General features: G+C 42.9%; 21 protein-coding genes and 2 tRNA genes. 19 read left to right on the plus strand and 4 right to left on the minus strand.

Translation table 11 applies throughout. The features are described 5' to 3' along the window. Positions 1–149: 149 nt before the first annotated feature. Together AACU25_RS27295 and psbD are read right to left on the minus strand one after the other, a co-directional pair. Positions 150–431, minus strand: coding sequence for a 4a-hydroxytetrahydrobiopterin dehydratase (locus AACU25_RS27295; RefSeq protein ID WP_096581047.1), 282 nt, complete (start codon positions 429–431; stop codon positions 150–152). A gap of 720 nt (positions 432–1,151) precedes the next feature. Then, entirely contained in the window at positions 1,152–2,207 is a 1,056-nt protein-coding gene (gene psbD, locus AACU25_RS27300) for a photosystem II D2 protein (photosystem q(a) protein) (protein WP_045869084.1), read from the minus strand. 401 nt (positions 2,208–2,608) lie between these two features. Here psbD and AACU25_RS27305 point away from each other — a divergent pair, with 401 nt between their 5' ends. From AACU25_RS27305 to AACU25_RS27325, 5 genes are all read left to right on the plus strand, one after another. Next, positions 2,609–2,881 (plus strand): UPF0367 protein family, encoded by a 273-nt coding sequence (locus AACU25_RS27305; RefSeq protein WP_045873276.1) that lies wholly within the window; start codon positions 2,609–2,611, stop codon positions 2,879–2,881. A gap of 13 nt (positions 2,882–2,894) precedes the next feature. Continuing rightward, positions 2,895–3,572, plus strand: a complete 678-nt coding sequence (locus AACU25_RS27310) for an ABC transporter ATP-binding protein (protein WP_096581049.1) — start codon at positions 2,895–2,897, stop codon at positions 3,570–3,572. A 217-nt stretch (positions 3,573–3,789) separates the two neighbouring features. Then, positions 3,790–4,341: an NYN domain-containing protein gene (locus tag AACU25_RS27315; RefSeq protein WP_096581051.1), complete on the plus strand. Its 552-nt coding sequence runs from the start codon at positions 3,790–3,792 to the stop codon at positions 4,339–4,341. Positions 4,342–4,490: 149 nt separating this feature from the next. Beyond that, positions 4,491–4,562, plus strand: a tRNA-Asn gene (locus AACU25_RS27320). A 23-nt stretch (positions 4,563–4,585) separates the two neighbouring features. After that, on the plus strand, positions 4,586–5,803 hold the full coding sequence (locus tag AACU25_RS27325; RefSeq protein WP_096581053.1) for an aminotransferase class V-fold PLP-dependent enzyme: 1,218 nt from the start codon (positions 4,586–4,588) through the stop codon (positions 5,801–5,803). A gap of 159 nt (positions 5,804–5,962) precedes the next feature. On the opposite strand, the gene AACU25_RS27330 is transcribed toward AACU25_RS27325, so the two are convergent. After that, positions 5,963–8,155 carry a CHASE2 domain-containing serine/threonine-protein kinase gene (locus AACU25_RS27330; RefSeq protein ID WP_096581055.1) on the minus strand — a complete coding sequence of 731 codons (2,193 nt, stop codon included), beginning with the start codon at positions 8,153–8,155 and terminating at the stop codon, positions 5,963–5,965. A gap of 357 nt (positions 8,156–8,512) precedes the next feature. Here AACU25_RS27330 and AACU25_RS27335 point away from each other — a divergent pair, with 357 nt between their 5' ends. The 3 genes from AACU25_RS27335 to truB all read left to right on the plus strand — a co-directional run bounded on the left by AACU25_RS27335 (position 8,513) and on the right by truB (position 12,680). Continuing rightward, positions 8,513–9,430 (plus strand): DMT family transporter, encoded by a 918-nt coding sequence (locus AACU25_RS27335; RefSeq protein WP_096581057.1) that lies wholly within the window; start codon positions 8,513–8,515, stop codon positions 9,428–9,430. A gap of 332 nt (positions 9,431–9,762) precedes the next feature. Continuing rightward, entirely contained in the window at positions 9,763–11,547 is a 1,785-nt protein-coding gene (locus AACU25_RS27340; RefSeq protein ID WP_096581059.1) for an alpha/beta hydrolase, read from the plus strand. 260 nt (positions 11,548–11,807) lie between these two features. Then, positions 11,808–12,680, plus strand: a complete 873-nt coding sequence (gene truB / locus AACU25_RS27345) for a tRNA pseudouridine(55) synthase TruB (protein WP_096581061.1) — start codon at positions 11,808–11,810, stop codon at positions 12,678–12,680. A gap of 316 nt (positions 12,681–12,996) precedes the next feature. Here truB and AACU25_RS27350 read toward each other — a convergent pair. After that, positions 12,997–13,083, minus strand: a tRNA-Ser gene (locus AACU25_RS27350). Between the two features lie 94 nt (positions 13,084–13,177). Here AACU25_RS27350 and AACU25_RS27355 point away from each other — a divergent pair. The 11 genes from AACU25_RS27355 to moeB all read left to right on the plus strand — a co-directional run bounded on the left by AACU25_RS27355 (position 13,178) and on the right by moeB (position 22,497). After that, positions 13,178–13,546 (plus strand): 2Fe-2S iron-sulfur cluster-binding protein, encoded by a 369-nt coding sequence (locus AACU25_RS27355; protein ID WP_096581063.1) that lies wholly within the window; start codon positions 13,178–13,180, stop codon positions 13,544–13,546. Positions 13,547–13,659: 113 nt separating this feature from the next. Beyond that, on the plus strand, positions 13,660–14,205 hold the full coding sequence (locus AACU25_RS27360; protein WP_190446045.1) for a thermonuclease family protein: 546 nt from the start codon (positions 13,660–13,662) through the stop codon (positions 14,203–14,205). Positions 14,206–14,393: 188 nt separating this feature from the next. Next, a complete protein-coding gene (locus tag AACU25_RS27365) occupies positions 14,394–15,203 on the plus strand; it encodes an inositol monophosphatase family protein (RefSeq protein ID WP_096581067.1) in 810 nt (269 codons plus the stop codon). Between the two features lie 390 nt (positions 15,204–15,593). Beyond that, positions 15,594–16,571: a J domain-containing protein gene (locus tag AACU25_RS27370; protein WP_096581069.1), complete on the plus strand. Its 978-nt coding sequence runs from the start codon at positions 15,594–15,596 to the stop codon at positions 16,569–16,571. Beyond that, complete coding sequence (locus tag AACU25_RS27375) at positions 16,571–17,782, plus strand: ATP phosphoribosyltransferase regulatory subunit (protein WP_096581071.1); 1,212 nt, start codon at positions 16,571–16,573, stop codon at positions 17,780–17,782. The genes AACU25_RS27370 and AACU25_RS27375 overlap by 1 nt, the downstream gene beginning before the upstream one ends. Positions 17,783–17,844: 62 nt before the next feature. Then, on the plus strand, positions 17,845–18,072 hold the full coding sequence (locus tag AACU25_RS27380) for an indolepyruvate ferredoxin oxidoreductase subunit alpha (RefSeq protein WP_096581073.1): 228 nt from the start codon (positions 17,845–17,847) through the stop codon (positions 18,070–18,072). 335 nt (positions 18,073–18,407) lie between these two features. Then, entirely contained in the window at positions 18,408–19,136 is a 729-nt protein-coding gene (locus AACU25_RS27385) for an ABC transporter ATP-binding protein (RefSeq protein WP_096581075.1), read from the plus strand. Between the two features lie 201 nt (positions 19,137–19,337). Continuing rightward, on the plus strand, positions 19,338–20,081 hold the full coding sequence (locus AACU25_RS27390) for a carbonic anhydrase (protein ID WP_096581077.1): 744 nt from the start codon (positions 19,338–19,340) through the stop codon (positions 20,079–20,081). Positions 20,082–20,440: 359 nt separating this feature from the next. Then, positions 20,441–20,800: a four helix bundle protein gene (locus AACU25_RS27395; RefSeq protein ID WP_096581079.1), complete on the plus strand. Its 360-nt coding sequence runs from the start codon at positions 20,441–20,443 to the stop codon at positions 20,798–20,800. Next, positions 20,800–21,258, plus strand: coding sequence for a M67 family metallopeptidase (locus tag AACU25_RS27400; protein WP_096581081.1), 459 nt, complete (start codon positions 20,800–20,802; stop codon positions 21,256–21,258). The genes AACU25_RS27395 and AACU25_RS27400 overlap by 1 nt, the downstream gene beginning before the upstream one ends. Positions 21,259–21,324: 66 nt before the next feature. Beyond that, positions 21,325–22,497, plus strand: a complete 1,173-nt coding sequence (gene moeB / locus AACU25_RS27405; RefSeq protein WP_096581083.1) for a molybdopterin-synthase adenylyltransferase MoeB — start codon at positions 21,325–21,327, stop codon at positions 22,495–22,497. The last annotated feature ends 250 nt before the right edge of the window (positions 22,498–22,747 follow it).

Genomic DNA, 22,747 nt, shown 5'->3' on the forward strand with positions numbered 1-22,747 from the left:
TGTCACACCCTTAACCTAATATATTTCTTCTGGGAGTAGCTTTAGAGAATTTACTAAATTCCTATTTACTTAAGTAGTAAGTATGAACTACGTACACCAGAATGCATAAAAATTAGTTTTTCCGCTTCTGCCTCCAGTATTTTTTCAGGTCAGTTAATTTGGGAAATTACCTCTGCTAGATGAAAATCTTTTGGTGTTAAACCACCTGAGTCATGTGTGGTTAATTGGATTTTCACTTTGTTATAGGAAATCTCTATATCAGGATGATGTCCTGCGGACTCAGAAGGTTCCACTAATTTGTTAACAAACTCAATTGCTTGAATAAAATCTTTAAAAGTACGCGTAGTCTTTAATTTAGATCCTTCAACAGTCCAGCCTGAAAGCCCACTTACTTTTTCTTGAATTTCCGTCTGCGTGAGTAGCTGCGCCATATTCAACTCCTCTTGTTGTAATATTAGTTACTTTTTAGCTTTCAGGGTGCTACTAGTATTTGTACTGCATCTATTATGAAGATTGCATAGATGCTGATTTTATGTTTTAAGTAAATACTTTTGTTATTAGCCACCTCCAAAAACTATCCGCTCTGATTTAGATCGGATAATCTAAGTCAGAGCGGTCTAGTCGGGTCTTCAGGTTGCAACCAGACTGCCGGAAGGAACTCCGTGCATCAGCCTAGCTACTTGAGCTACACTTAGTATCTCTAAGAGAACTAAGGCTAACTTTTAGAGAACAGCCCCGGCGCACAGCCGGCTAACTGCAACCTGATGACCCATGCGTTTACTACTTTCTATCATGGGCATCACCTCCTTGTTGCCTAAGCGGTCTTAGTCTCAATAAGGCAGAGTATCTTTACTCCGGGTTTAGAACCTTTACTAAATATAGCACATAAATTTTCTCTAATTCACCAACTGGGGGCTTCCAACTAAAAAAAGATACTATCGCTGAGTTTGAGGAGGAGGCATGAATGAAACGCGATTACTCGCGTCTCAACCAGCAGGGGGGAAAAAGAAAATGTTCTCGGAGTATATTGGAGAATTTATTTTCTGGCAGTTCCCAACTAGATAAAAAAATCCCCCGTCCAAAATGGTCGAGGGATTTTCAAACCTAGAGAATGATGAATGTTAAAGGTCAATCAACTCTTGATGAGCTAATTAGAGAGCATTACCACGAGGTAGCACTTCTTCAGGGAAGACAAATTGTTCGTGGGGCTGATCTTGAGGAGCCATCCAAGCGCGGATACCCTCGTTCAGCAAAATGTTTTTGGTATAGAATGTTTCAAATTCTGGGTCTTCAGCCGCCCGCAATTCCTGCGATACGAAGTCGTAAGCCCGCAGGTTGAGAGCGATACCGACGATACCCACTGCTGCCATCCACAGACCTGTGACTGGCACAAACAGCATGAAGAAGTGTAACCAGCGTTTGTTGGAGAAGGCAATCCCGAAAATCTGTGACCAGAAACGGTTTGCAGTCACCATTGAGTAGGTTTCTTCTGATTGGGTGGGATTGAAGGCGCGGAAGGTGTTCGCAGCTTCACCGTCTTCAAACAGTGTATTTTCCACTGTGGCACCGTGAATCGCACACAGCAATGCACCACCCAATACACCTGCTACTCCCATCATGTGGAAGGGGTTGAGGGTGAAGTTATGGAATCCTTGTACAAATAGGATGAAGCGGAAAATTCCTGCTACGCCAAAGCTGGGTGCAAAGAACCAGCTCGATTGTCCCAAGGGGTACATCAAGAACACGCTGACAAATACTGCAATTGGTGCAGAGAATGCCAAGGCGTTATAGGGGCGGATTCCTACTAGACGAGCAATTTCAAACTGCCGCAACATGAAGCCAATTAATCCAAAGGCTCCGTGTAGCGCCACGAATGTCCATAACCCCCCTAGTTGACACCAACGGGTGAAGTCTCCTTGCGCTTCTGGCCCCCACAGCAGCAGGAGGGAATGTCCCAAACTATCGGCTGGGGTGGATACAGCTACTGTGATAAAGTTACAGCCTTCTAAATAAGAAGATGCTAAACCGTGGGTGTACCATGACGTGACGAAGGTTGTGCCTGTGAGCCAACCGCCTAGTGCCAGGAAAGCGCAGGGGAATAATAGTATCCCTGACCAACCTACGAATACAAAGCGATCGCGCTTCAACCAGTCGTCTAGAACGTCAAACCACCCTCTACTGGGGGCGCGCCCAACTGCGATGGTCATGAGAATAAATCTCCAAAATGTTTATAAGTACGGGTTTTTACTTCTGTATTATAGATCGCTAAGATTTAGCTCTCTATGAACAGAAAGTGAACTGGCTTTTGTTTCCAGTTTACAATTTTTTACTGTCTCTAATTATGTTAGGTGCAAATCTCTAATATTTCCAGGTATATTTAAATTTTTTTTAAGATTTGTATATATTTATGGGAAAGGGGCATAGGGCATGGGGGATTGGGTAATAGGTAATTGGTAATTGGTAATTGGATTTCCCCCTAATTTCCCTTATCCTCAGTCTCTTATCCCCTTGCCCCCTGCTCCCTGCCCCTTTTCCCTCCACCGCCCTACACCAGTAATCAAGCAGCTAGCGCTAGAATGAGTGCTACAGTTAAATTGATTAATGCTAAATGTTTACCATCGACTTAACCGTCAGAAATACGGCTTTCCCAGTATCGGTACAACGTAAGTCAGCAGAGGATGCTGAGGCTGTCTATCAACTGATTTTGGCAGCGATGCGGTCTGGTAACCCGGACATTGTGGAACTAAAGTGTGAAGGCAAGACAGAGAAAAAAATTGCTGTTCGTGCTAGTGAAATTTCTGGGGTACAGATTATGCAAAAAGATGGTGTTACCACTAGCAGTGGTAGGCCACCTGGATTTGTTTCCCTGACTGCTGAGTAAGCAGGTTATCTAAATGGCGGAAGCGGGAATTAAAGTTAAGGATTTACACTTTAGTTGGCCAAGTGGGCAGAAAGCCATTAAATCTTGCTCTCTAGAAGTCCCTAGAGGCGAATTTTGGATGCTTCTGGGTACAAATGGCAGTGGTAAATCAACGCTACTAAGATTGTTAGCAGGATTATTAGCTCCCACATCAGGAGAAATTGGTGTGTTGCATCCCGTGGGCTTTGTGTTTCAAAATCCCGATCATCAACTGGTAATGCCCACAGTTGGTGCAGATGTGGCTTTTGGATTAGTCGAAGAAAAATTGCCCCCTGCAGCAGTTAGAGCCAGAGTAGAGGAGGCTTTAGGGGCTGTGAATTTACACACCCTACAACGTCGCCCTATATATGCTTTGAGTGGTGGACAGAAACAGCGAGTGGCAATTGCTGGTGCGATCGCACGTCGCTGTGAAATCTTACTATTAGATGAACCCACTGCCCTCTTAGATCCAGATAGCCAACTAGATTTAGTGGCTGGTGTCCGTAACCTTGTCAAAAGTCGTGGTATTACAGCGCTGTGGGTAACCCATCGCTTAGATGAGTTGAATTATTGTGACGGTGCTTTCTTATTAGAAAATGGTTTGCTTGTAGATCAAGGTGAACCCCTGCGCCTCAAACAGCGTTTGATGGAAGTACACAAAGAAGTGTCATAAAATCACAATTTCTTTGCTAGTTCTTTGTCCGCATCTCACAATTCAACAAAATAACTTCAACAACTGCAACGCGCCTGTGAAAGGCGCGTTTTCAATTTTTAGCTGTATTTTTAAACAACTTTTGTGTTCTGTAACATAGTGTGACAAGCGGTGCTTCAATTACTATATAAAGTTATGAACGAATCTTGTCAACTCTAGATAATTGTGATTAAAAACCATGCCCCGTTCCTTAACCCAAGCCGTTTTGTTAGTAGACGGCTACAACATAATTGGCGCTTGGCCTTGTTTGAAAAAAACTCGTGATAATTCAGGACTTGAAGCTGCACGAGTTGAATTAGTGGAAACGATGACTAGTTATAGTTCGTTTCAAGGTTACGATACTCAAATCGTTTTTGATGCCCAATATCAAAATACCTGTAGTAACAAAGAAGTTATTACAGAGCTATTATCAGTTCACTATACTGATTTTGGGCAAACAGCAGATACCTATATTGAAAAACTCTGTGCGTCTTTACGCTACCAAATAATTCAGTCGCGAATTTCTCGCGTGATTGTCGCTACGTCAGATCGGGCACAGCAGCTGATGGTACAGGGGTATGGTGCTGAATGGTTGTCTGCACAACAACTATGTGGCGAAGTAGAAACTACTGTTTGCCGGATGCGACATAAGTATCAATCACGCAAACAATCTAAAAGCAGATTTTTGGCTAACGCCATTGATGCTAAGTCTCGGGAGCGTTTGGTAGAACTGCGAATGGGATTGAAGTAGATCGATATTTTGAATCTGTGAAATCTCTGCTTTAAATCCAGAGCCTATTTGGACTGCAAAAATTACCCAGTTTTAGGCATTTAAAAAAAAATTGGCCCAGGTACTTGCCAAATATTATTTTTACCTTTAAGATTAAAAACTGTGAGCAATCCTCAGTAGCTCAGTGGTAGAGCGATCGACTGTTAATCGATTGGTCGCTGGTTCGAATCCAGCCTGGGGAGTTAAAAAGGATAAAAGGTGAAGAATGAAGGATGAAAAGGTAAATTTCAAACTTCAATCTTCAGAATATGCAAACTTATGGATTCTTGATTCAGGAATAACATTTCTGAATCATGGGTCTTTTGGTGCTTGTCCGAAAGCGGTGCTAAGAGTTCAGCAAGAATTGCGATCGCAGCTGGAACAAGAGCCAATCAACTTTTTTGGCAGAGCGTGGGAACCCCTGATAGATAACGCTAGAAGCAAACTATCGGAGTTTGTGGGTGCAGATAGCGAGGATGTGGTATTTGTCAATAATGCGACGACTGGTGTAAATGCAGTATTGCGATCGCTTACCTTCACTGCTGAAGATGAAATTTTGACAACCAACCACGAATATAACGCTTGCCGCAATGCTTTAGATTTTATTGCTAGTCGCACTGGTGTAAGAATAGTAATTGCTAAAATTCCGTTTCCGATTGAGTCGCCACAGCAGTTAATAGCGGCGGTAATGGAGCGAGTTTCGCCAAAAACAAAGTTAGCCCTAATAGATCATATAACCAGCCAGACAGGGCTGATTTTCCCGATTCAGCAGTTAATTCAGGAATTGCAACAGCAAGGCGTAGATACACTCATAGATGGTGCCCATGCTCCGGGAATGATAGCGCTGAATCTGCGAGAAGTTGGGGCAACTTATTACACAGGCAATTGCCATAAATGGCTATGTGCGCCCAAGGGAGCCGCATTTTTGTACGTGCAACGAGATAAACAGCCAGAAATTCGTCCTCTGACAATTAGTCATGGTGCTAATTCACCCAGAACTGATAAATCGAGATTTCAACTAGAATTTGATTGGATGGGTACAGACGATCCTACAGCTTATATGTGCGTTCCCGAAGCGATCGCTTTTATGGGTTCCTTGCTTCCTGGTGGTTGGGATGAGCTGAGGCAGCGAAATCATCAGTTAGTGTTAGAAGCCAGACAGTTACTTTGCCAGTCCCTGGGAGTTTTACCACCTTGTCCCGAGTCAATGATTGGGTCGATGGCAGTTGTACCCATGCCAACTGCATCGGAAAATCGGCATTTTATGTCTGTACATGATGAATTATTTGATAAATTTGGCATTCAAGTACAGGTAGTACCCTGGCAGGAATCCCCGCGCCTGCTGCTGCGGATATCCGCACAAATTTACAATACGCTAGAGCAGTATGCATATTTAGCAAAAGCGCTGAGTCAGCTCGCAGAGGATTGGGGAGAAGGGAGATGAGGGGGACTGGAGATTGGGGAAAAGGGGAAAGGGGAAAGGGGAAAGTGGAAGAACCAACAGCAAATGACAAATGACGAATGACAAACTCCAATTACCAATTACCTATTACCAATTACCCAATGCCCAATGCCCAATGCCCAATGCCCAATGCCCAATGCCCTAAAAATTTTCCAAAGTATTCAATACTTCATTGGCTGACTGATATCTTTGGGTAAAGTCGAGGTGTACCATTTTATCTAGGACTCTGGCAAAGGTATCGGTCGTTTCTGCTAGTTCCCACCAATATTTCCAAGCCTGATCGTCTGTTTCGGATTCTACTGGGAGAATAACTGCTCCTGTATTGATATCTCTGCGGAAGACTTTGGGGTATACCCCTGTTAAAGCTTGGATAGCAATCATTCCTAAGGCAAAAATATCGCTGTTGAGGGTGGGTTGACCACTCAATTGCTCAGTTGCTGCATAGCCAGGTGTACCAATGGCGATCGTTTGGTTGTCTTGTTCTTGTGGTTGTACTTGCTTGACTGCACCAAAGTCTATTACAACAATGCGTCCATCTGATTCTCGCCTAATTAAATTACTAGGTTTGAGATCTCGATGAATCACACCATAGCTGTGAATAAAAATTAAGACTTGCAAAACATCCTTGAGAATATCTATAACTTCAGTTTGTGGGAGGCGTTTATCTGAATTGATTTCTTCAGAAAGAGGATGCCCAGATATAAATTCTTGTACTAAATAAAATTGCTTATTTTCTTCAAAAAACGCCAGTAAAGATGGTATTTGTGGGTGGTTACCCACAATTTCTAAAATTTTGGCCTCTGTTTTAAATAAGCGTCTGAGAATATCTAAATATTCAGTATCTTGGCTAGCAGGACGCAACTGTTTAACTACACATTGAGGATATCCAGGGCGTTGGGTATCTTCTGCTAAGTAAGTATAGCTAAAGCCACCAGAACCTAAATTACTAGTAATTCTATAACGCTTGTTGAGTATGGTGTTTGTTTGGAGTTCTTGAGTGATGGGAGAGAACGTATGTGTGATGGCGGCTACTGTGGTAGCGTCGTTACTCCGGCTAACAAAGTTTTGCAGTTGAGCAATTAATTCTTTTTGCTCTTGGACTTTTTGCATCATCACTGCTTGTTCTTGCTTGCTTTGGTAGGCTGTATAAGCTAGCACGCCTCCGCTTGCAAATAATAATCCCAATACTGGAGATACTACAGGAAACCATCCAGCTTGGGTAAAAATTACAAAGCTGCTACCACATAACACTAATATGCTTGTGGCTTCTGCGATGCCTAAGCCAAGTGGATGCTGAATGCGCCAAGCGATTAATCCCCCTACTAAAGTCCATCCCCAAATCCACAATACTTCTCCCCACTCTGGTAAAAACCAAAATAGCGGCTGCTTGTTGAGAACTACACTCAGAATTTGGCTGATGCTGTGGGCGTGAAGCTCAATTCCAGGAATTTTCCCAGAACGATCTGATTTACCCGTACCATAGGGCGTGTTAAAAAAATCATTGAGGCTAGATGCTGTAGAACCAATTAAAACGATGCGGTCTTTGACTAATTCTGGTTTTACTTGGTCGGAAAGTAGTTCAGTAATTGTCACCTGCTGGGCAATTTGGCGGGGAGAACGATAATTGAGCAGGATTTGATAACCTGTGTTATCAGCGTGCTGATACGCACCATCATTAGGTTGTAGAGGTTTGAAGATAATATTACGCAGTTGCAGTTGTTTGTTAGAGGTTAATTGGGGTTGAATGCCTCCTACTGCTAAATATTTGAGTGCTAACTGCCAGCTAAAGGAAAAAACAGCTTGGCATGAATCTTTGGGATCTGTACCTACTGAGAAAAGATTACGGCGAATTACGCCATCAGTGTCTTCTACAACATCGCTAAATCCTAATCGTTCTGTTTCTATGCCTTGAGGTGGTGCTGTTCCGGAATTTCCTGGGTTGGCTTTTTCGGAATGTTTACATACAGGAGTGATAATATCGCTATCTTGTAGGCGCTTTAGCAGTTTTTCATGTCCTGGTTGTACTGGTAAGTCACGAAAAATATCTAAACCTATGGCCCGAGGTTCAGATGCTTCTAGTTTGCCTAAAGCCCGGTCTAAAACTTCCCCAGAAAGGGGCCAATTCCATTTTTTGAGGTCTTGTTCTGTGACTGCAACAATTAACAACCTGGGATCTACCCCTGGATCGGCGCGCATTTGCATCATGCGGTCATACACTTTTAGTTCTAGCGGTTCTATAACTCCCAGTTTTTGAATACCTAGCATCAAAACAGTAATACAGGCACTGGTAATAATAGCTGGCTGTATGAATAAAGTTTTAAAATCTGCAAACATAATTACTAAATGAAAGTATTTTCAAAAATAAGTATGTTTTATAGTAAATTTTCCATGTCTAAGTTATTCAAGACAATTTACAAGTTGTAAGAAAGTAAAAATACTTTGTGCTGATGAATGCGCTACTGGTGTCTTAGTAACCTATGAAAAATTTTGGCAGTGATGCGTTACGCTATCGCTAACGCATCCTACGTGAACGAATTTATTTAGCTGTTTCACATTTAAATTGCATATTTTGTACAGGCTAGATACCAATTCCTCAAGATTTATAGACATTTGAAATATGCAAAATAGATGTAGTTTAGCTTGACCACTAATTCCTAAATACAATCTATAATTTTCTCTTTACCTTTAACTATGCATCAAAGTTCTGGTCGCTGGCGTTTAGGGCTGGCTTTATCGCTGCTAACGGTGATATTGTGGGGTGTTCTACCTATCGCCCTGATGGTGACTCTTAAAGCGCTTGATGTCTATACAGTTATATGGTTTAGATTTTCGGTAGCTTTTGGTTTGTTGGCTGTATATTTAGGGGTACAAGGTAAATTACCGACATTCGCACAATTGCGTTCTGCATCTTGGAAGTTATTAGCGATCGCAACCATTTTTTTAGCGTTGAATTACTTTTTATTTTTGCAAGGTTTGTCACTGACTTCACCTGCAACTGCGGAAGTAATTATTCAGTTGTCTGTAGTTTTCTTGGGTTTGGGAGGGTTAATTGTTTTTCGAGAACGTTACAAACTACATCAATGGATGGGAGTATGTGTACTGACTCTCGGTTATATTTTATTTTTTCACGAACAGTTGACTAATTTAATTACAGACCATCATAATTATCTTTTTGGCAGTGCCTTAATTGTCTTAGGTGCAGCAGCATGGGCTATTTATGCTTTAGCACAAAAACAATTATTACAATCTTGGTCTTCTGCACAAATTATGCTTGTTGTTTATGGTGGATGCGCTGTTTTATTTGCTCCCTTAGCGACAAGTCAAACAATTTTTACACTTAGTAATTTCTATTTGGGCGCATTGGTTTTTTGTGCATTAAATACAGTAATTGCCTATGGTGCTTTTGCTGAATCATTGGCACATTGGGAAGCCTCACGAGTGAGTGCAGTATTAGCTTTGGCACCTGTTGTAACTTTAGTTGCAGTTGGGATTGTATCAGTAATTGCACCTTCATTACTTCTACCAGAAAAATTTACATTTTTAGGACTGATTGGATCTGCTTTAGTTGTTACTGGCGCTGTGGCAATTGCTATAGTAAAAACTGAATAAATCGTAGATATTTCAGAGTTTTTACTGTCTCTTGATTGTACTAAATTAATCATCAATGGAAAGCTACATTAGAAATACTGAGGCAGGGTATTTTTTTCTTTGTTATGATTTCACAGTAAGCATCAACCAGTTGAGTAACTCTCTTGCCAAGTAGATATTTGTAGTATCAGGATGGCTTTGTTACATTTAATTTTTGGCATTGTAACAACGAGATAAATACTCAAAAATCTGCGAATTAATGAGGCGATTAATATTAAATAACCTTACCAGGGTGTCCGAATAACTACCAGAGCCAACGCCTCGTGACACCACATCACCGAAACAGTTGAGCGATGATTAGTTTGTATGGTAAGTGGGCCAGCAGCCTGAGAAGAATTTCAATAGTGCTGGTTCTTTCAGTGTTGCTGCCAACATTTGGAATGAGTAATTCTGTGTTAGCAGCAGAACAAGTTTATGGTTCTTATTCAGCTTTCAGACTTTCTATACCGATAACTTCTTTAGAAACTTATGCCCAAACTGGTGTAATTGATAACAAGCTGAATGTTTACCAACAGTACCTACCACCACAAAAACTCCAAGATTTACGGAGAATTTTACTTACCCCTGTAAAAGTAAGTCCGGTCGTGGTTGCACAATTTCTCTACACACCACAAGGGGAATTTATTCTCCGACGGTTAGCAGAAGCAATTAAAACAACATCTCCACAAACACAACCGGAATATCAAACTTTACGTGAGGCGTTTATTTCTGCGGCTGCGGAACCGGGAGGGCTAACATTATTAAATCTGTTACGCAAGTATCCCAATAGCAGTATTAATATCGATTTAGCGCACAGTATGGGGATAGCTGGGGAACTAGAACAGCTGATCAATGAAACTAGCCTGGCGATCGCAGAAGTTAACCGTAAGTCCAATATAGAAGCTACTAACCAAGAATCAATAAATTTCTCGCAATTGCCAGATTTACGACAACTAGGAAAATTTACAGCGCAAAAATACGCACTGGAGTTTTTCGACTTGTCACGACGTAGGCAATTATCAACGGATGTTTATATACCTAATGTCCAAAGTCCAGCACCAGTAATTGTCATTTCTCACGGTTTGGGTACAGATAGCAGCAATTTCCGTTATTTAGCTACTCATTTAGCTTCCTATGGATTTGCCCTTGTTGTGCCTAATCATAGCGATGCGGAACAATTGCGATCGCCAATTAATAACAAGACTATTGAAGTTACACAAGCAGATGAATTTACCAATCGACCCTTAGATGTGAAATACATCCTGAATCAACTGGAAGCAGCGAACCAGTCTGATTCTCGGTTTAGAGGTAAGTTAAATCTGCAACAAGTAGGAGTGTTTGGACAATCTTTAGGCGGTTATACAGCCTTAGCTTTAGCGGGCGCTAAGATTAACTTTGAGCAACTGCAACGAGATTGTCAGCCAAAGTTACTCGAAGATACTTGGAATATGTCTTTACTTCTCCAATGTCGCGCCTTAGCGTTAAAAAATGGGCAGTCTGGGGAAGAAATCAACTTGCGGGATGAGAGAGTTAAAGCTGCGATCGCAGTTAACCCGATTACTAGCTCTATTTTTGGTAAAGCTGGCTTGAGCCAAGTTAAAATTCCCGTGATGCTGGTTGGTAGTAGTGATGATACGGTTGCACCAGCTTTATTTGAGCAAATTGTCCCCTTCTCCTGGTTTGCGAATTCTCAAAAGTATTTAGTAATGCTAATTGGTGCAAGTCACTTTTCTACCATTGGTAATGGTAATAGCGATCGCGAGGCTGTAGGGTCGCTGGCTCAAGTTATTGGTGATAATCCAGCTCAAGCACATCGTTACATGAATGCTTTGAGTTTACCCTTCTTCCAAACGTATGTTGCAGGAACTTCAACATACTTCGCCTATCTGAACGCCGCCTACGCCAAAGCTATTTCTAGTCAGCCTTTAAGTGTGAGTTTTGTGCAATCTCTACAACCCACCGAATTAGCACAAATCGTTGACACCGAAGGTAAAGCAGCTAAAGGATTGAGCCAAAAGTCACCTAACTCCATCGTTAGTTTTGGATTTTGGATGTTGGATGTAGGTATGGCGCTGCTGCATGTGATTATGTTTCTGTAAGTTGGGGATTGGGGATTTCCAACCAAAAAAATATCCTATTGCTTTGTCAGCAGAGGGGCAGGGAGCAGGGAGCAGGGGGGAGTAAAATTCATATTAAGTCCAGAAATTGGCAGAATTTTTTGAAGCTCCCTTAGGAGTTAGGAAAATTCTTGTGAGTGAATGAGGTGGAGTTTCATACAAAAATTATGTTGAGTGCGATCGCTCGTGTCTCTACATAATTTTTGTGGGAGAATATCATCTTCGGTTTCTAAAATTCAACTGTGCAAGGTTTTCTTAACTTAAACAAACCATTTGACTGGACTTCTCATGATTGTGTGGCGCGGGTGCGGAAACTCCTGCGCCTCAAACGTGTGGGACACGCGGGAACTTTAGATCCAGCAGCTACGGGGGTTTTACCCATCGCATTTGGTAGAGCTACCAGATTATTACAATATTTGCCAGGTAATAAAGCTTACAATGCCACCATTAGGTTTGGCGTGCAGACGAAAACCGATGATTTACAAGGGGAAGTTATTACTTCTGCGCCTTGTCCTCGCTTGAGCTTGGCTGAGGTAGAAACAGCTTTACCGCAATTTTTAGGAAAAATTGAGCAAATTCCCCCTAGTTATAGCGCTATTCAAGTAGATGGACAGCGTTTATATGATTTAGCAAGGCGAGGGGAAAAAGTAGAAGTTCCTGTACGCACAGTAGAAGTGTTGCAAATGGAGATTTTAGCTTGGCGGGAAGGGGATTTTCCGGAGTTAGATATTGCGATCGCTTGTGGTGCTGGAACATATATTAGAGCGATCGCGCGGGATTTAGGTGCAGTTTTACAAACTGGGGGAACCCTCGCCGCTTTGACGCGTACTGTAAGTAGTGGTTTTGAGTTAGCAGAAAGTTTAACATTGAGCGATTTAGAAACTCAACTGCAAGCCGGCATATTTCAACCAATTCCTCTTGATGCACCTTTACAACATCTGCCCTCAGTTATTTTACCAGCAACATCTGCTCAAAAATGGTGTCAGGGACAACGGGTTAGTGTAAGTTCAGATATACCCGGTATTGTGCGAGTTTATGAAGCCGAGACTCGCTTTTTAGGAATTGGAGAAGTCAATAATGAATTGTTAATTCCAACTACAGTTTTGCCACTTTAGTTATCAAATCATTGTAGAAAAACATGGTGGTAAGCTGTTACGCATTTAAATTGTATATTTCGCGCTTAGTTGGTCAAAAGGAGTCAGTGTCTTCGGTCGCCAGACTTGTTCGCGTAGCGTATCCAAAGGATTCACCCGTTCGCTGTTCGGCAAAGTCGTTCTCGAGGAGTAAGCGTTCCCGCAGGGTAGGGAGCTTCCCTCCGTTGAGTGAACTGGCTTTCCAAAGTCCAAGCTAGGCTTTGACTCTGGACTCTTCACACTTGACAGCCATAACAGCAAAAGACTTGGTCTAGGTGCTTGAATTGAGCTTTTAAAACGGAGAGGGAGGGATTCGAACCCTCGTATACGTTGCCGCATAACAGCATTTCCAGTGCTGCGCCTTCAACCACTCGGCCACCTCTCCAGGTGCCACGATTTACAATTATAAGATGAAATCGCAAAAAATGCAAAGATAATTAAGAAGATATTTGAGAAAAAATCAAAAGTTCCCAATCATTATGTCCCAAACATACAAAATTAGAGTTCGCGATCGCAATACTGGCAAGGAATACACCCTACAAGTTCCAGAAGACCGCTACATTTTGCACAGCGCTGAACAACAAGGAACAGAATTGCCGTTTTCTTGCCGCAATGGTGCTTGTACTACTTGTGCTGTGCGGGTGCTGTCAGGAGAAATTTACCAGCCAGAGGCAATTGGACTATCGCCAGAGTTGCGGCGCAAGGGATATGCCTTATTATGTGTGAGTTATCCCCGTTCGGATATAGAAGTGGAAACACAAGACGAAGATGAAGTTTATGAACTTCAGTTTGGACGCTTTTTTGCACGAGGAAAAGTGAGGGCGGGTTTACCGTTGGATGAAGACTAAACAATGGAAAATACACAATTCAAAATCACGAGATGCAATCTTGGCAATCCTGGCTATTGATTAGTGGCTGTCGGCAGGGTAGATATAACGGTGTGAAGGTACAAATTCAGGCTATGGCAGCGCATTTTGGCGTATTAGTGCGAAAAATATTAATTTTGGCTTGCCTATTACTGCTAGTGAGTTGTCAAGGCAAAAGCCAGCCTACAGCTAATCAAGCACAGGTAAAAGTGGCGCGGGTGGTGAGTGGGCAAAGTTTGGAAGTTTTAGGGATGGCTGAACAACCAAACTTAATTTCCCAGGTGCGATTAATTGGTATTGAAGCACCAGATCTCCGCCAGCGCCCTTGGGGTGATGATGCCAAAGACGAGTTAGAGAAAATGATTGGAGGCGCAGAACAAATTGTCACTCTAGAGTTTGACATTGAAGGCAAAGACAAAATTGGTCGGACTGTAGCCTATGTATGGAAAGATAAATTGTTATTAAACGAAGAAATAGTCAAAAAAGGCTATGCATTATTTGTATCGCGATCGCCTAATCACAAATACGACCAGCGTTTAGAACGTGCCCAACAATGGGCAAGAATCATGGGACAAGGAATTTGGCAACCAGAAAAACCCATGCGCCTGACTCCCGCTGAGTTTCGGCGGCAGTATCGGTGAGTGGGGGACTTTGGGGAGGCAGGGGGCAGGGAGCAGAGAGCAGGGGGGAGAATAAATTACCAATTACCCATTACCCATTACCCATTACCAATTACCAATTACCAATTACCAATTACCAATTACCAATTACCCATGCCCAATGCCCAATGCCCCATGCCCCATGCCCAATAACAAATGACTAATAACAAATGACAAACTTACAAATATTTCTAGATATAGCTACAGAAGCGGCTTTGGCTGCTGGTGAGGTTTTGCAAGGCTATTGGGGGAAGTTAGAAGACGCAATTACGGAAAAAGGCCGTCCTGGTGATTTAGTTACCGCCGCTGATAAGGCTTCGGAAGTGGTAGTTTTGGAAGTTTTGCGTCGCCATTTTCCCCAGCATTCGATTTTGGCTGAGGAATCTGGGAAATTAGGCAATCAAGAGAGTGAATATCTTTGGGCAATTGATCCTTTAGATGGCACTACTAACTATGCTCATCAATATCCTTGTTTTGCTGTTTCTATTGGGTTGCTAATTAATGGCATTCCCCAAGTCGGTGTAATTTATAATCCTGCTAGTAATGAGCTGTTTCGGGCGGCTGCTGGTTTGGGTGCTACACGCAATCGTCGCCCGATAAAGGTTTCCGATAGTTCTGAACTGCGGAAAAGTCTGCTAGTCACCGGCTTTGCCTACGATCGCAGAGAAACCTCTGATAATAATTATGCAGAATTTTGTCACCTCACCCATTTAACCCAAGGTGTGAGGCGTAGTGGTTCCGCAGCAATGGATTTAGCTTATGTAGCCTGTGGGCGATTTGATGGCTACTGGGAAAGGGGACTTTCACCTTGGGATATGGCTGCGGGTATTATTCTCGTCCAAGAAGCTGGCGGCAAAGTCACAGCCTATGATCGCACCCCTTTCAAAATGGAAACGGGAAGAATCCTCTCTACTAATGGCTATCTGCACGACACCCTCAGCCATGAATTAATGAATATTCCACCTTTATCAAGTTGGTAATGGGGCATTGGGCATTGGGCATGAGTGGTAATGGGTAATTGGTAATAAATATTTCTCCCCTGCTTCCTCTGCTTCCTCTGCTTCCTCTGCTTTCCCAATCCCCATTACCCCTCAATACTTGTCGGTTAAGGGGAAAAGGGGAAGGGGAAAAGGGGCAAGAAAAAACCTTTAACCCTTACCCTTTCACCTTTTCCCCAAACCAAATTCCGAGTTGAAAATCCTTAACCGAGCAGTATTGCATTACCCCTTATCCCCAGAGGGGGCCCCGAGTTCCCCAATCCCCAATCCCCAAATCAATGTATGACTTTTAACCTTTAAATACTGAACGATCTATGGGATAGCGAAGTAAACTAGAAGCATTATTTTGCTAACTTTGGTGCATATCTATTTATGTCATTAAGAATAGATCGTGGTCTTTTTAAATATGATTTCATCGATCATCATGCGGTTTTGTGTGTTCCTATTGATGCTGATGTGAAAGAGATCCGCAAGCGCTATCTGTCGATTGCCCGGCGTTTGCATCCTGATGCTAATGGTAGTGTTAGTCCTACGGATAAGCAGCTAGCCAGTGAATTTTTATCTAAGTTGGTTAACCCAGCCTACGAAAAAATTACTACAGAGCGAAGTCGCGCAGAATACATGATAATTCTGTCTCACATGGGTAAGCGATTAGTGCAAGAGTTTACTTCGGTAGAATTACATACTGAGACCGGGAAAAAGTTAGCAACTGCTCCCGAATCAACCATAGATTCACTGTACAAAAGTGCGATCGCGAAAATAGCCGAAACTCAATATGAGAACTTGCACCATATACCGCAAGTAATCGCCCAAATTAGCGAGTTGAATTTAGTTTACTTAATGCGGACTGCTGGTAAATCATTGACAACGCCTAACCCGCTAATACAATCCACAATGAACTCAGGGCCATTAACTCCAAATCCCGCAACTAATACAACAGCGCCACCACCAGCGCCACCACCAGCACCAGCACCGGAAAATTCTGCGGTAGAACATTATCTGCGTCGCGCGCAAACTTTAATTGACAAAAACCAATTTCCGCAAGCTCAGGTGGAGTTGCAAGATGCGCTGAAATTAGAACCGAAGAATAGTAGATGCCATAGCCTGATAGGATTGGTGTATTTGAAGCAAAATCGGCTCAAAATGGCAAAGGTTCATTTTGACAATGCTTTAAAATTAGACCCCAATGACCAAACAGCTTTGTCTTGGAAACCAAAAATAGACAAGGCTTTAAGTCAACAATCTGGTGGTGCTAAAGTAACTACACCTCCTAATTCGACTGGTAAACAACCAGATAAGTCAGGAGGGGGCGGTTTGTTTGGTGGTTTGTTTGGTGGGAAGAAAAAGTAATGGTGTATCAACCAGCAGCGGGAGCTAGAGATTTATTACCTTTAGATGTGGCGCAAAAACGCTGGATTGAAGATAGGTTACAGCAAGTATTTCATCGTTGGGGGTATCACAGGATTATTACCTCAACTTTGGAACGGATGGATACCCTGATGGCGGGGGAAGCAATTCAACGCCAAACGGTAATTCAACTGCAAAATTCTGAAGATGAAGAATTAGGGCTGCGTCCAGAATTGACGGCTTCGATCGCGCGCACTGTCGTGACGCGCATGGCAGGTGTAACTTATCCGCAAAGGCTGTATTACAATGCTAATGTCTTCCGTCGCATCTGGGAAAATCGGCATAATCGTCAGCAAGAGTTTTATCAAGCTGGGGTAGAATTGCTCGGTGCTGCTGGATTGCTAGCAAATGCGGAAGTATTATTGTTAGTCGCTGATTGTTTAGCAGCGCTTTCGGTACAGCGATGGTATGTGATTTTAGGTGAAGCGGGAATTACCCGATCGCTGTTGAGTGTATTTCCGGCTCACCTACAGGGTAAAGTTCGTAGTGCGATCGCTAATTTAGATCGCATTGCCATAGAGAATTTACCCCTAAGTGAAGAACTACGCGATCGCGCCAAACTTATCTTAGATCTGCGCGGTAAAAGTTCCGAAGTTTTGCGAAAAGTCCAGACTTTAGATTTAGATCAAGCTCAACAAGAAGCGGTGAAAAACCTCGCGTCTTTAGTGAATTTGCTAGAATCGCGAGGAGATTATCCCTTAATTCTCGACCTCAGCTTGATTGAAACCATCGACTATTACACCGGTATCGTCTTTGAAGTAGTCAGCGATACTGCTGGACAAGTCCAGGTTTTAGGGCGAGGCGGTCGCTACGACAAGCTTTTAGGGCTATATCATCCCCAAGGCGAAGATATTCCCGGCGTTGGCTTTGCCCTTAACATCGAAGATTTATACCAGATAATTCAAGCTAATCAGCAATTACCGCAAGCACCCCCAGCTAGCGACTGGTTAATAGTACCAGAGACAGCCAATGCTGATGCCCCTGCCTTTGCCTACGCGCAAAAGCTGCGGGATTCTAGCGAGATAGTGCGAGTAGAAATTGATTTAGGGGGCAGAGATAGCGAAGCCATCAGAAAATACGCACGCGATCGCGGAATTGCTCAAATCGCCTGGATTAAAGCTGATGGTTCACCAACCATAGAATCATTGTCTTAGCTAGGAAATATATCTAATTGCTAGGCTAGAAAAGCTGACTTTTAAGAGAGGGAATCAAGAAAATGCCACACACAATTGTTACCGATGTCTGTGAGGGCATCGCTGACTGCGTAGATGCTTGTCCAGTAGCTTGCATTCATGACGGCCCAGGCAAAAACGTCAAAGGAACAGATTGGTACTGGATAGACTTCACCACCTGCATAGATTGTGGCATCTGTCTCCAAGTATGCCCAGTAGAAGGTGCGATCGTTCCCGAAGAACGCCCTGATTTGCAGAAGACTCCAGAATAGGGAGCAGGGAGATGAGGGGGATGAGGGAGATGAGGGAGCAGTGGTGTCAACTTAACGTGAAACCCGCTTGGTTGCAAGGTTTCGCCCTCACCCCCAGCCCCTCTCCCACAGGGAGAAGGGAGCTAGAGATTTAGTTCCCCTTCTCCAGGGGGAGAAGGGGTTAGGGGATGAGGGCGCGAGGTATCTGTACAACGCCCGCCCTATATAGCTTTTAGCTTAAGTTGACACCTATGGATGAGGGAGAAATCCCTTTTACCAATTACCAATTACCCATTACCTAATGCCCAATGCCCAATGCCCCATGCCCCATGCCCATACCTAATAACAAATGACAAATGACAAATGACTATTTACTAGAAGTTCAAAATGTTCATGCTGGATATATTAAAGATGTAGATATCCTGCAAGGTGTGAATTTTCAAGTTGGAGCGGGGGAATTGGTAACAGTGATTGGCCCCAACGGTGCGGGTAAATCCACCTTGGCGAAAACCATTTTTGGACTCTTAACTCCCCATACAGGCACGATTACCTTTAAGGGTGAAAATATTGGCGGGCTAAAGTCAAATCAAATAGTGCAAAGGGGAATGTGCTATGTACCGCAAATCGCCAATGTTTTCCCATCTTTGAGTATTGAAGAAAATTTAGAAATGGGCGCTTTTGTGCGGAATATTCCGCTCAAGCCCCTCAAAGATAAAATATTTACCATGTTTCCCAGGTTAAGCGATCGCCGTCGTCAACGCGCAGGTACGCTTTCCGGTGGAGAACGGCAGATGTTGGCAATGGGTAAAGCTTTGATGCTAGAACCCAGCTTGCTGCTATTGGATGAACCCTCTGCGGCTTTATCTCCTATCCTAGTTACACAAGTATTTGACCAAATCAAGGAAATTAACCAGAGTGGCACAGCCATAGTTCTAGTAGAACAAAACGCCCGTAAAGCCTTAGAAATGGCTGACCGTGGTTATGTCCTAGAATCTGGACGTGATGCTATCTCCGGCCCCGGTAGAGATTTATTGAACGATCCGAAAGTGGCAGAACTGTATTTAGGCGCAGGTAAGGGGCATTAGGGAACTGGGACAAAGCAGGGGGGCAGGGGGAAAAAAACAAATTAAGTATTCCAATTACCCATGACCAATTACCCATTACCAATTACCGATGCCCCATTCCCAAAAATTAAATAACTTTTAAAACGTGTAAGCGAGTACTCTTGCATCCCCTTAAAGTCTGATATCTTCCAGGCAACCACGAAACGGTTGTCAGGTAGAGGAATGGCTAGAATTAATGGATTTATTGGTCGTCGGAATTTTATACATTTAGCCGGTGTAGGTAGCATTGGTATTGGCGCTTTGATTGGCGCTGGCGGTATTCTGTGGAACAAAGAGCCTTCTCTAGCAGATCAAGCCTCAAATGATGTTGGTGAAAAACCGCAACCAGTTAATCCACAAGCAGCATTAAAACTTTTGCTTGAGGGAAATCAGCGATTTGTTGAAGGAAAGCGTCTGAATCCCCATCAATCGAAGTTGCGTTTACAAGAAACTGTTGCAGCTCAATATCCATTTGCAGCTATATTAGGTTGTGCTGATTCTCGAGTCCCAGCAGAAATTGTTTTCGATCAAGGATTAGGCGATTTATTTGTAGTGCGCGTAGCTGGTAATGTAGCTTCGCCAGAGGCTATTGGTAGCTTGGAATATGCTACATCAGTATTAGGAGCGCAATTAATTTTAGTGCTCGGTCATAGTAAATGTGGTGCGGTAAAAGCTGCGATTGAAGATAAACCTCTACCGGGAAGAATTGGTGTTTTTGTAGAAGAAATTAAACCTGCTGTAGAAATAGCAAAAAATAAATCTGGCAGTTTAGAAAAAAATACTATTGTTGCTAATATTCAATATCAAGCAGATAATTTAGCCAAGAAGTCAACAATTTTAGGCAATTTAGTTAAAGAAGGTAAATTGAAAATTGTTGGCGGTCGTTATGATTTGGCTACAGGGGAAGTAAGCATAACGAAGGGCTAGTAACGCAACACGGAAGTCAAAATTAATCTCAATTCAAATAATGTTTGCGACACATCAATCCTAGAGGGCAAGGCGTGCCTTGCCCCTACAAGATGTTTAAATTTTGTAGAGACGCGATTGATCGCGTCTCCACCACCCCAAAATCACGGCGAAAAATTATTAACCGCACCCTATTGACATCACCTCTAGCTCATCTTTGAGCATGACCAAATTAAAAGAAAAACTCGATAAAATCTTTTATTGGGTACAAAAGTAGAAATATTTCAGTTACCATTTTGGCTGTGTAGAGATGTTGCAATCCAACATCTCTTTATAATATATGGCTCATATGGCTCAGAGCAATGATTGAGGATTGCTAAATGGCAGAATTTAGAAATATTCCAGAGTGGGAAAAAGCCCATGAACTGACAGTTGCAGTTTATCAAGTGACTGGGGATTTCCCGGATGATGAATTATTGGGCTTAACGCAACAAATACGTTTAGCCTCGGCGGCTATTCCAATTAAAATTGCTCAAGGATGCGATCGCGATGATCGAGAAGAACAACTGGATTTTTTGCAATTGGCGAAGGATGCAGCAACTGAGGTGGAATATTACCTGTTGCTTTGCTATGAGTTGGAACTACTGCAAAGTTCTAGTTACGATCGCTTGGTGAGTGGTGTTGTGGAAGTGAAAGAATTACTGACAAGTAAGATTGACAAACTGAGTCGGAATTTTTAATGATTCTCCAACTCCTACCGGAACATTTACAAATTATCCGCACCCATGCCGAAAGCACTTACCCAGATGAATGCTGCGGTATAATTCTGGGTCATGTCACCCTTGAGGGTAAAACTGTAGTCGAAATTATGCCTACAGAAAATGCTTGGAATACAGAAGCAGCAAATTTTTCTGGCGATCGCACCACCGAAACCGAAAGGCGACGATATGCGATCGCACCCCAAGTTATGTTACAAGCACAAAGGAAAGCACGCGATCGCTCTCTCAATATTATCGGTATTTACCATTCCCACCCTGATGCAGCGGCGATTCCTTCAGAGTGCGATCGCCTCTATGCTTGGCCTGAATACTCGTATATAATAGTTTCCGTTCAAAAAGGTAAAGCTGAAACACTCCAAAGCTGGAGTCTAGATGAAAGTCATCAATTCCAACCCGAAGCGATTAACAACATAATTTAAACAACCGATCAATACGGATATCATTTTTCGCTACGATAAATAATCCGCCCTCCACTTGAAATTGCTATGCTCAATCCCAATCTGGATGAAATCCAGTTGACCAAAGACGACTACGAACGCTACTCCCGCCACCTGATTTTACCGGAGGTGGGACTAGAGGGACAAAAACGCCTAAAAGCCGCCAGTGTACTCTGTATCGGTACGGGTGGACTGGGTGCGCCACTGCTGTTATATTTGGCAGCTGCGGGTGTGGGACGCATCGGTATTGTTGATTTCGATGTCGTCGATACGTCTAACCTGCAACGCCAAGTAATTCACGGCACATCCTGGGTAGGTAAACCCAAGATTCAATCCGCTAAGGATAGAATTCTGGAGATTAACCCCTTCTGTCAGGTTGATTTGCATGAAGTGCGCCTCAGTTCCGAAAATGCCCTGAGTATTTTGGAACCCTATGATATTGTCGTCGATGGTACTGATAACTTCCCGACAAGGTATTTAGTAAACGATGCTTGTGTGTTACTCAACAAGCCTAACGTTTACGGTTCCATTTTCCGCTTTGAAGGACAAGCCACAGTATTTAACTACGAAGGCGGGCCGAACTATCGTGACTTGTATCCCGAACCACCACCACCAGGAATGGTTCCCTCCTGTGCAGAAGGTGGGGTGTTAGGAATATTGCCCGGAATTATCGGTGTGATCCAAGCTACCGAAACTGTGAAAATTATTCTGGGACAAGGTAACACTTTAAGCGGAAGGCTGCTCCTATACAACGCCTTAGAAATGAAATTCCGCGAATTGAAGCTGCGTCCTAACCCCATTCGCCCAGTTATTGAAAAACTGATAGACTACGAAGAATTCTGCGGTATTCCCCAAGCTCAAGCTGAGGAAGCAAAACAGCAGCAAGAAATTCAAGAAATGACTGTGGTGGAATTGAAACAGTTATTAGATAGCGGTGCAAAAGACTTTGTACTGTTAGATGTGCGTAACCCCCATGAATACGAAATCGCCAAAATTCCTGGTTCCGTCTTAGTACCATTACCAGATATTGAAAATGGCGATGGCGTAAAACAAGTCAAAGAAATTCTCAACGGTCACCGCTTAATAGCTCATTGTAAAATGGGCGGGCGATCAGCAAAAGCCCTGAGCATTCTTAAAGAATCTGGGATTGTTGGTACAAACGTCAAAGGCGGAATTACTGCTTGGAGTCGAGAAGTAGATCCTTCTGTTCCCGAGTATTAAATTCTGGTTGATGGTTGACTGGGAAGAGAAAATTTTATCCCTGAATTTGGGAATTTTTCTTTGATTGACTGATTTGTATAAAATATAAGCGATTCATAGGGTTACAGCATTGCTGTACCCTTATTTTGTCTTCGGGTGTGTTGTCACGCAGAGCAACGCACCATAAATTGTTTGATGATGCGTTAGCTACGGCATCACACAAGCTACCAATTTAATACTACTCGGTTAAGCGTTTTGAACTCAAAATTGA

Source organism: Tolypothrix tenuis PCC 7101 (assembly GCF_963874875.1).
GTDB lineage: Bacteria > Cyanobacteriota > Cyanobacteriia > Cyanobacteriales > Nostocaceae > Aulosira > Aulosira tenue.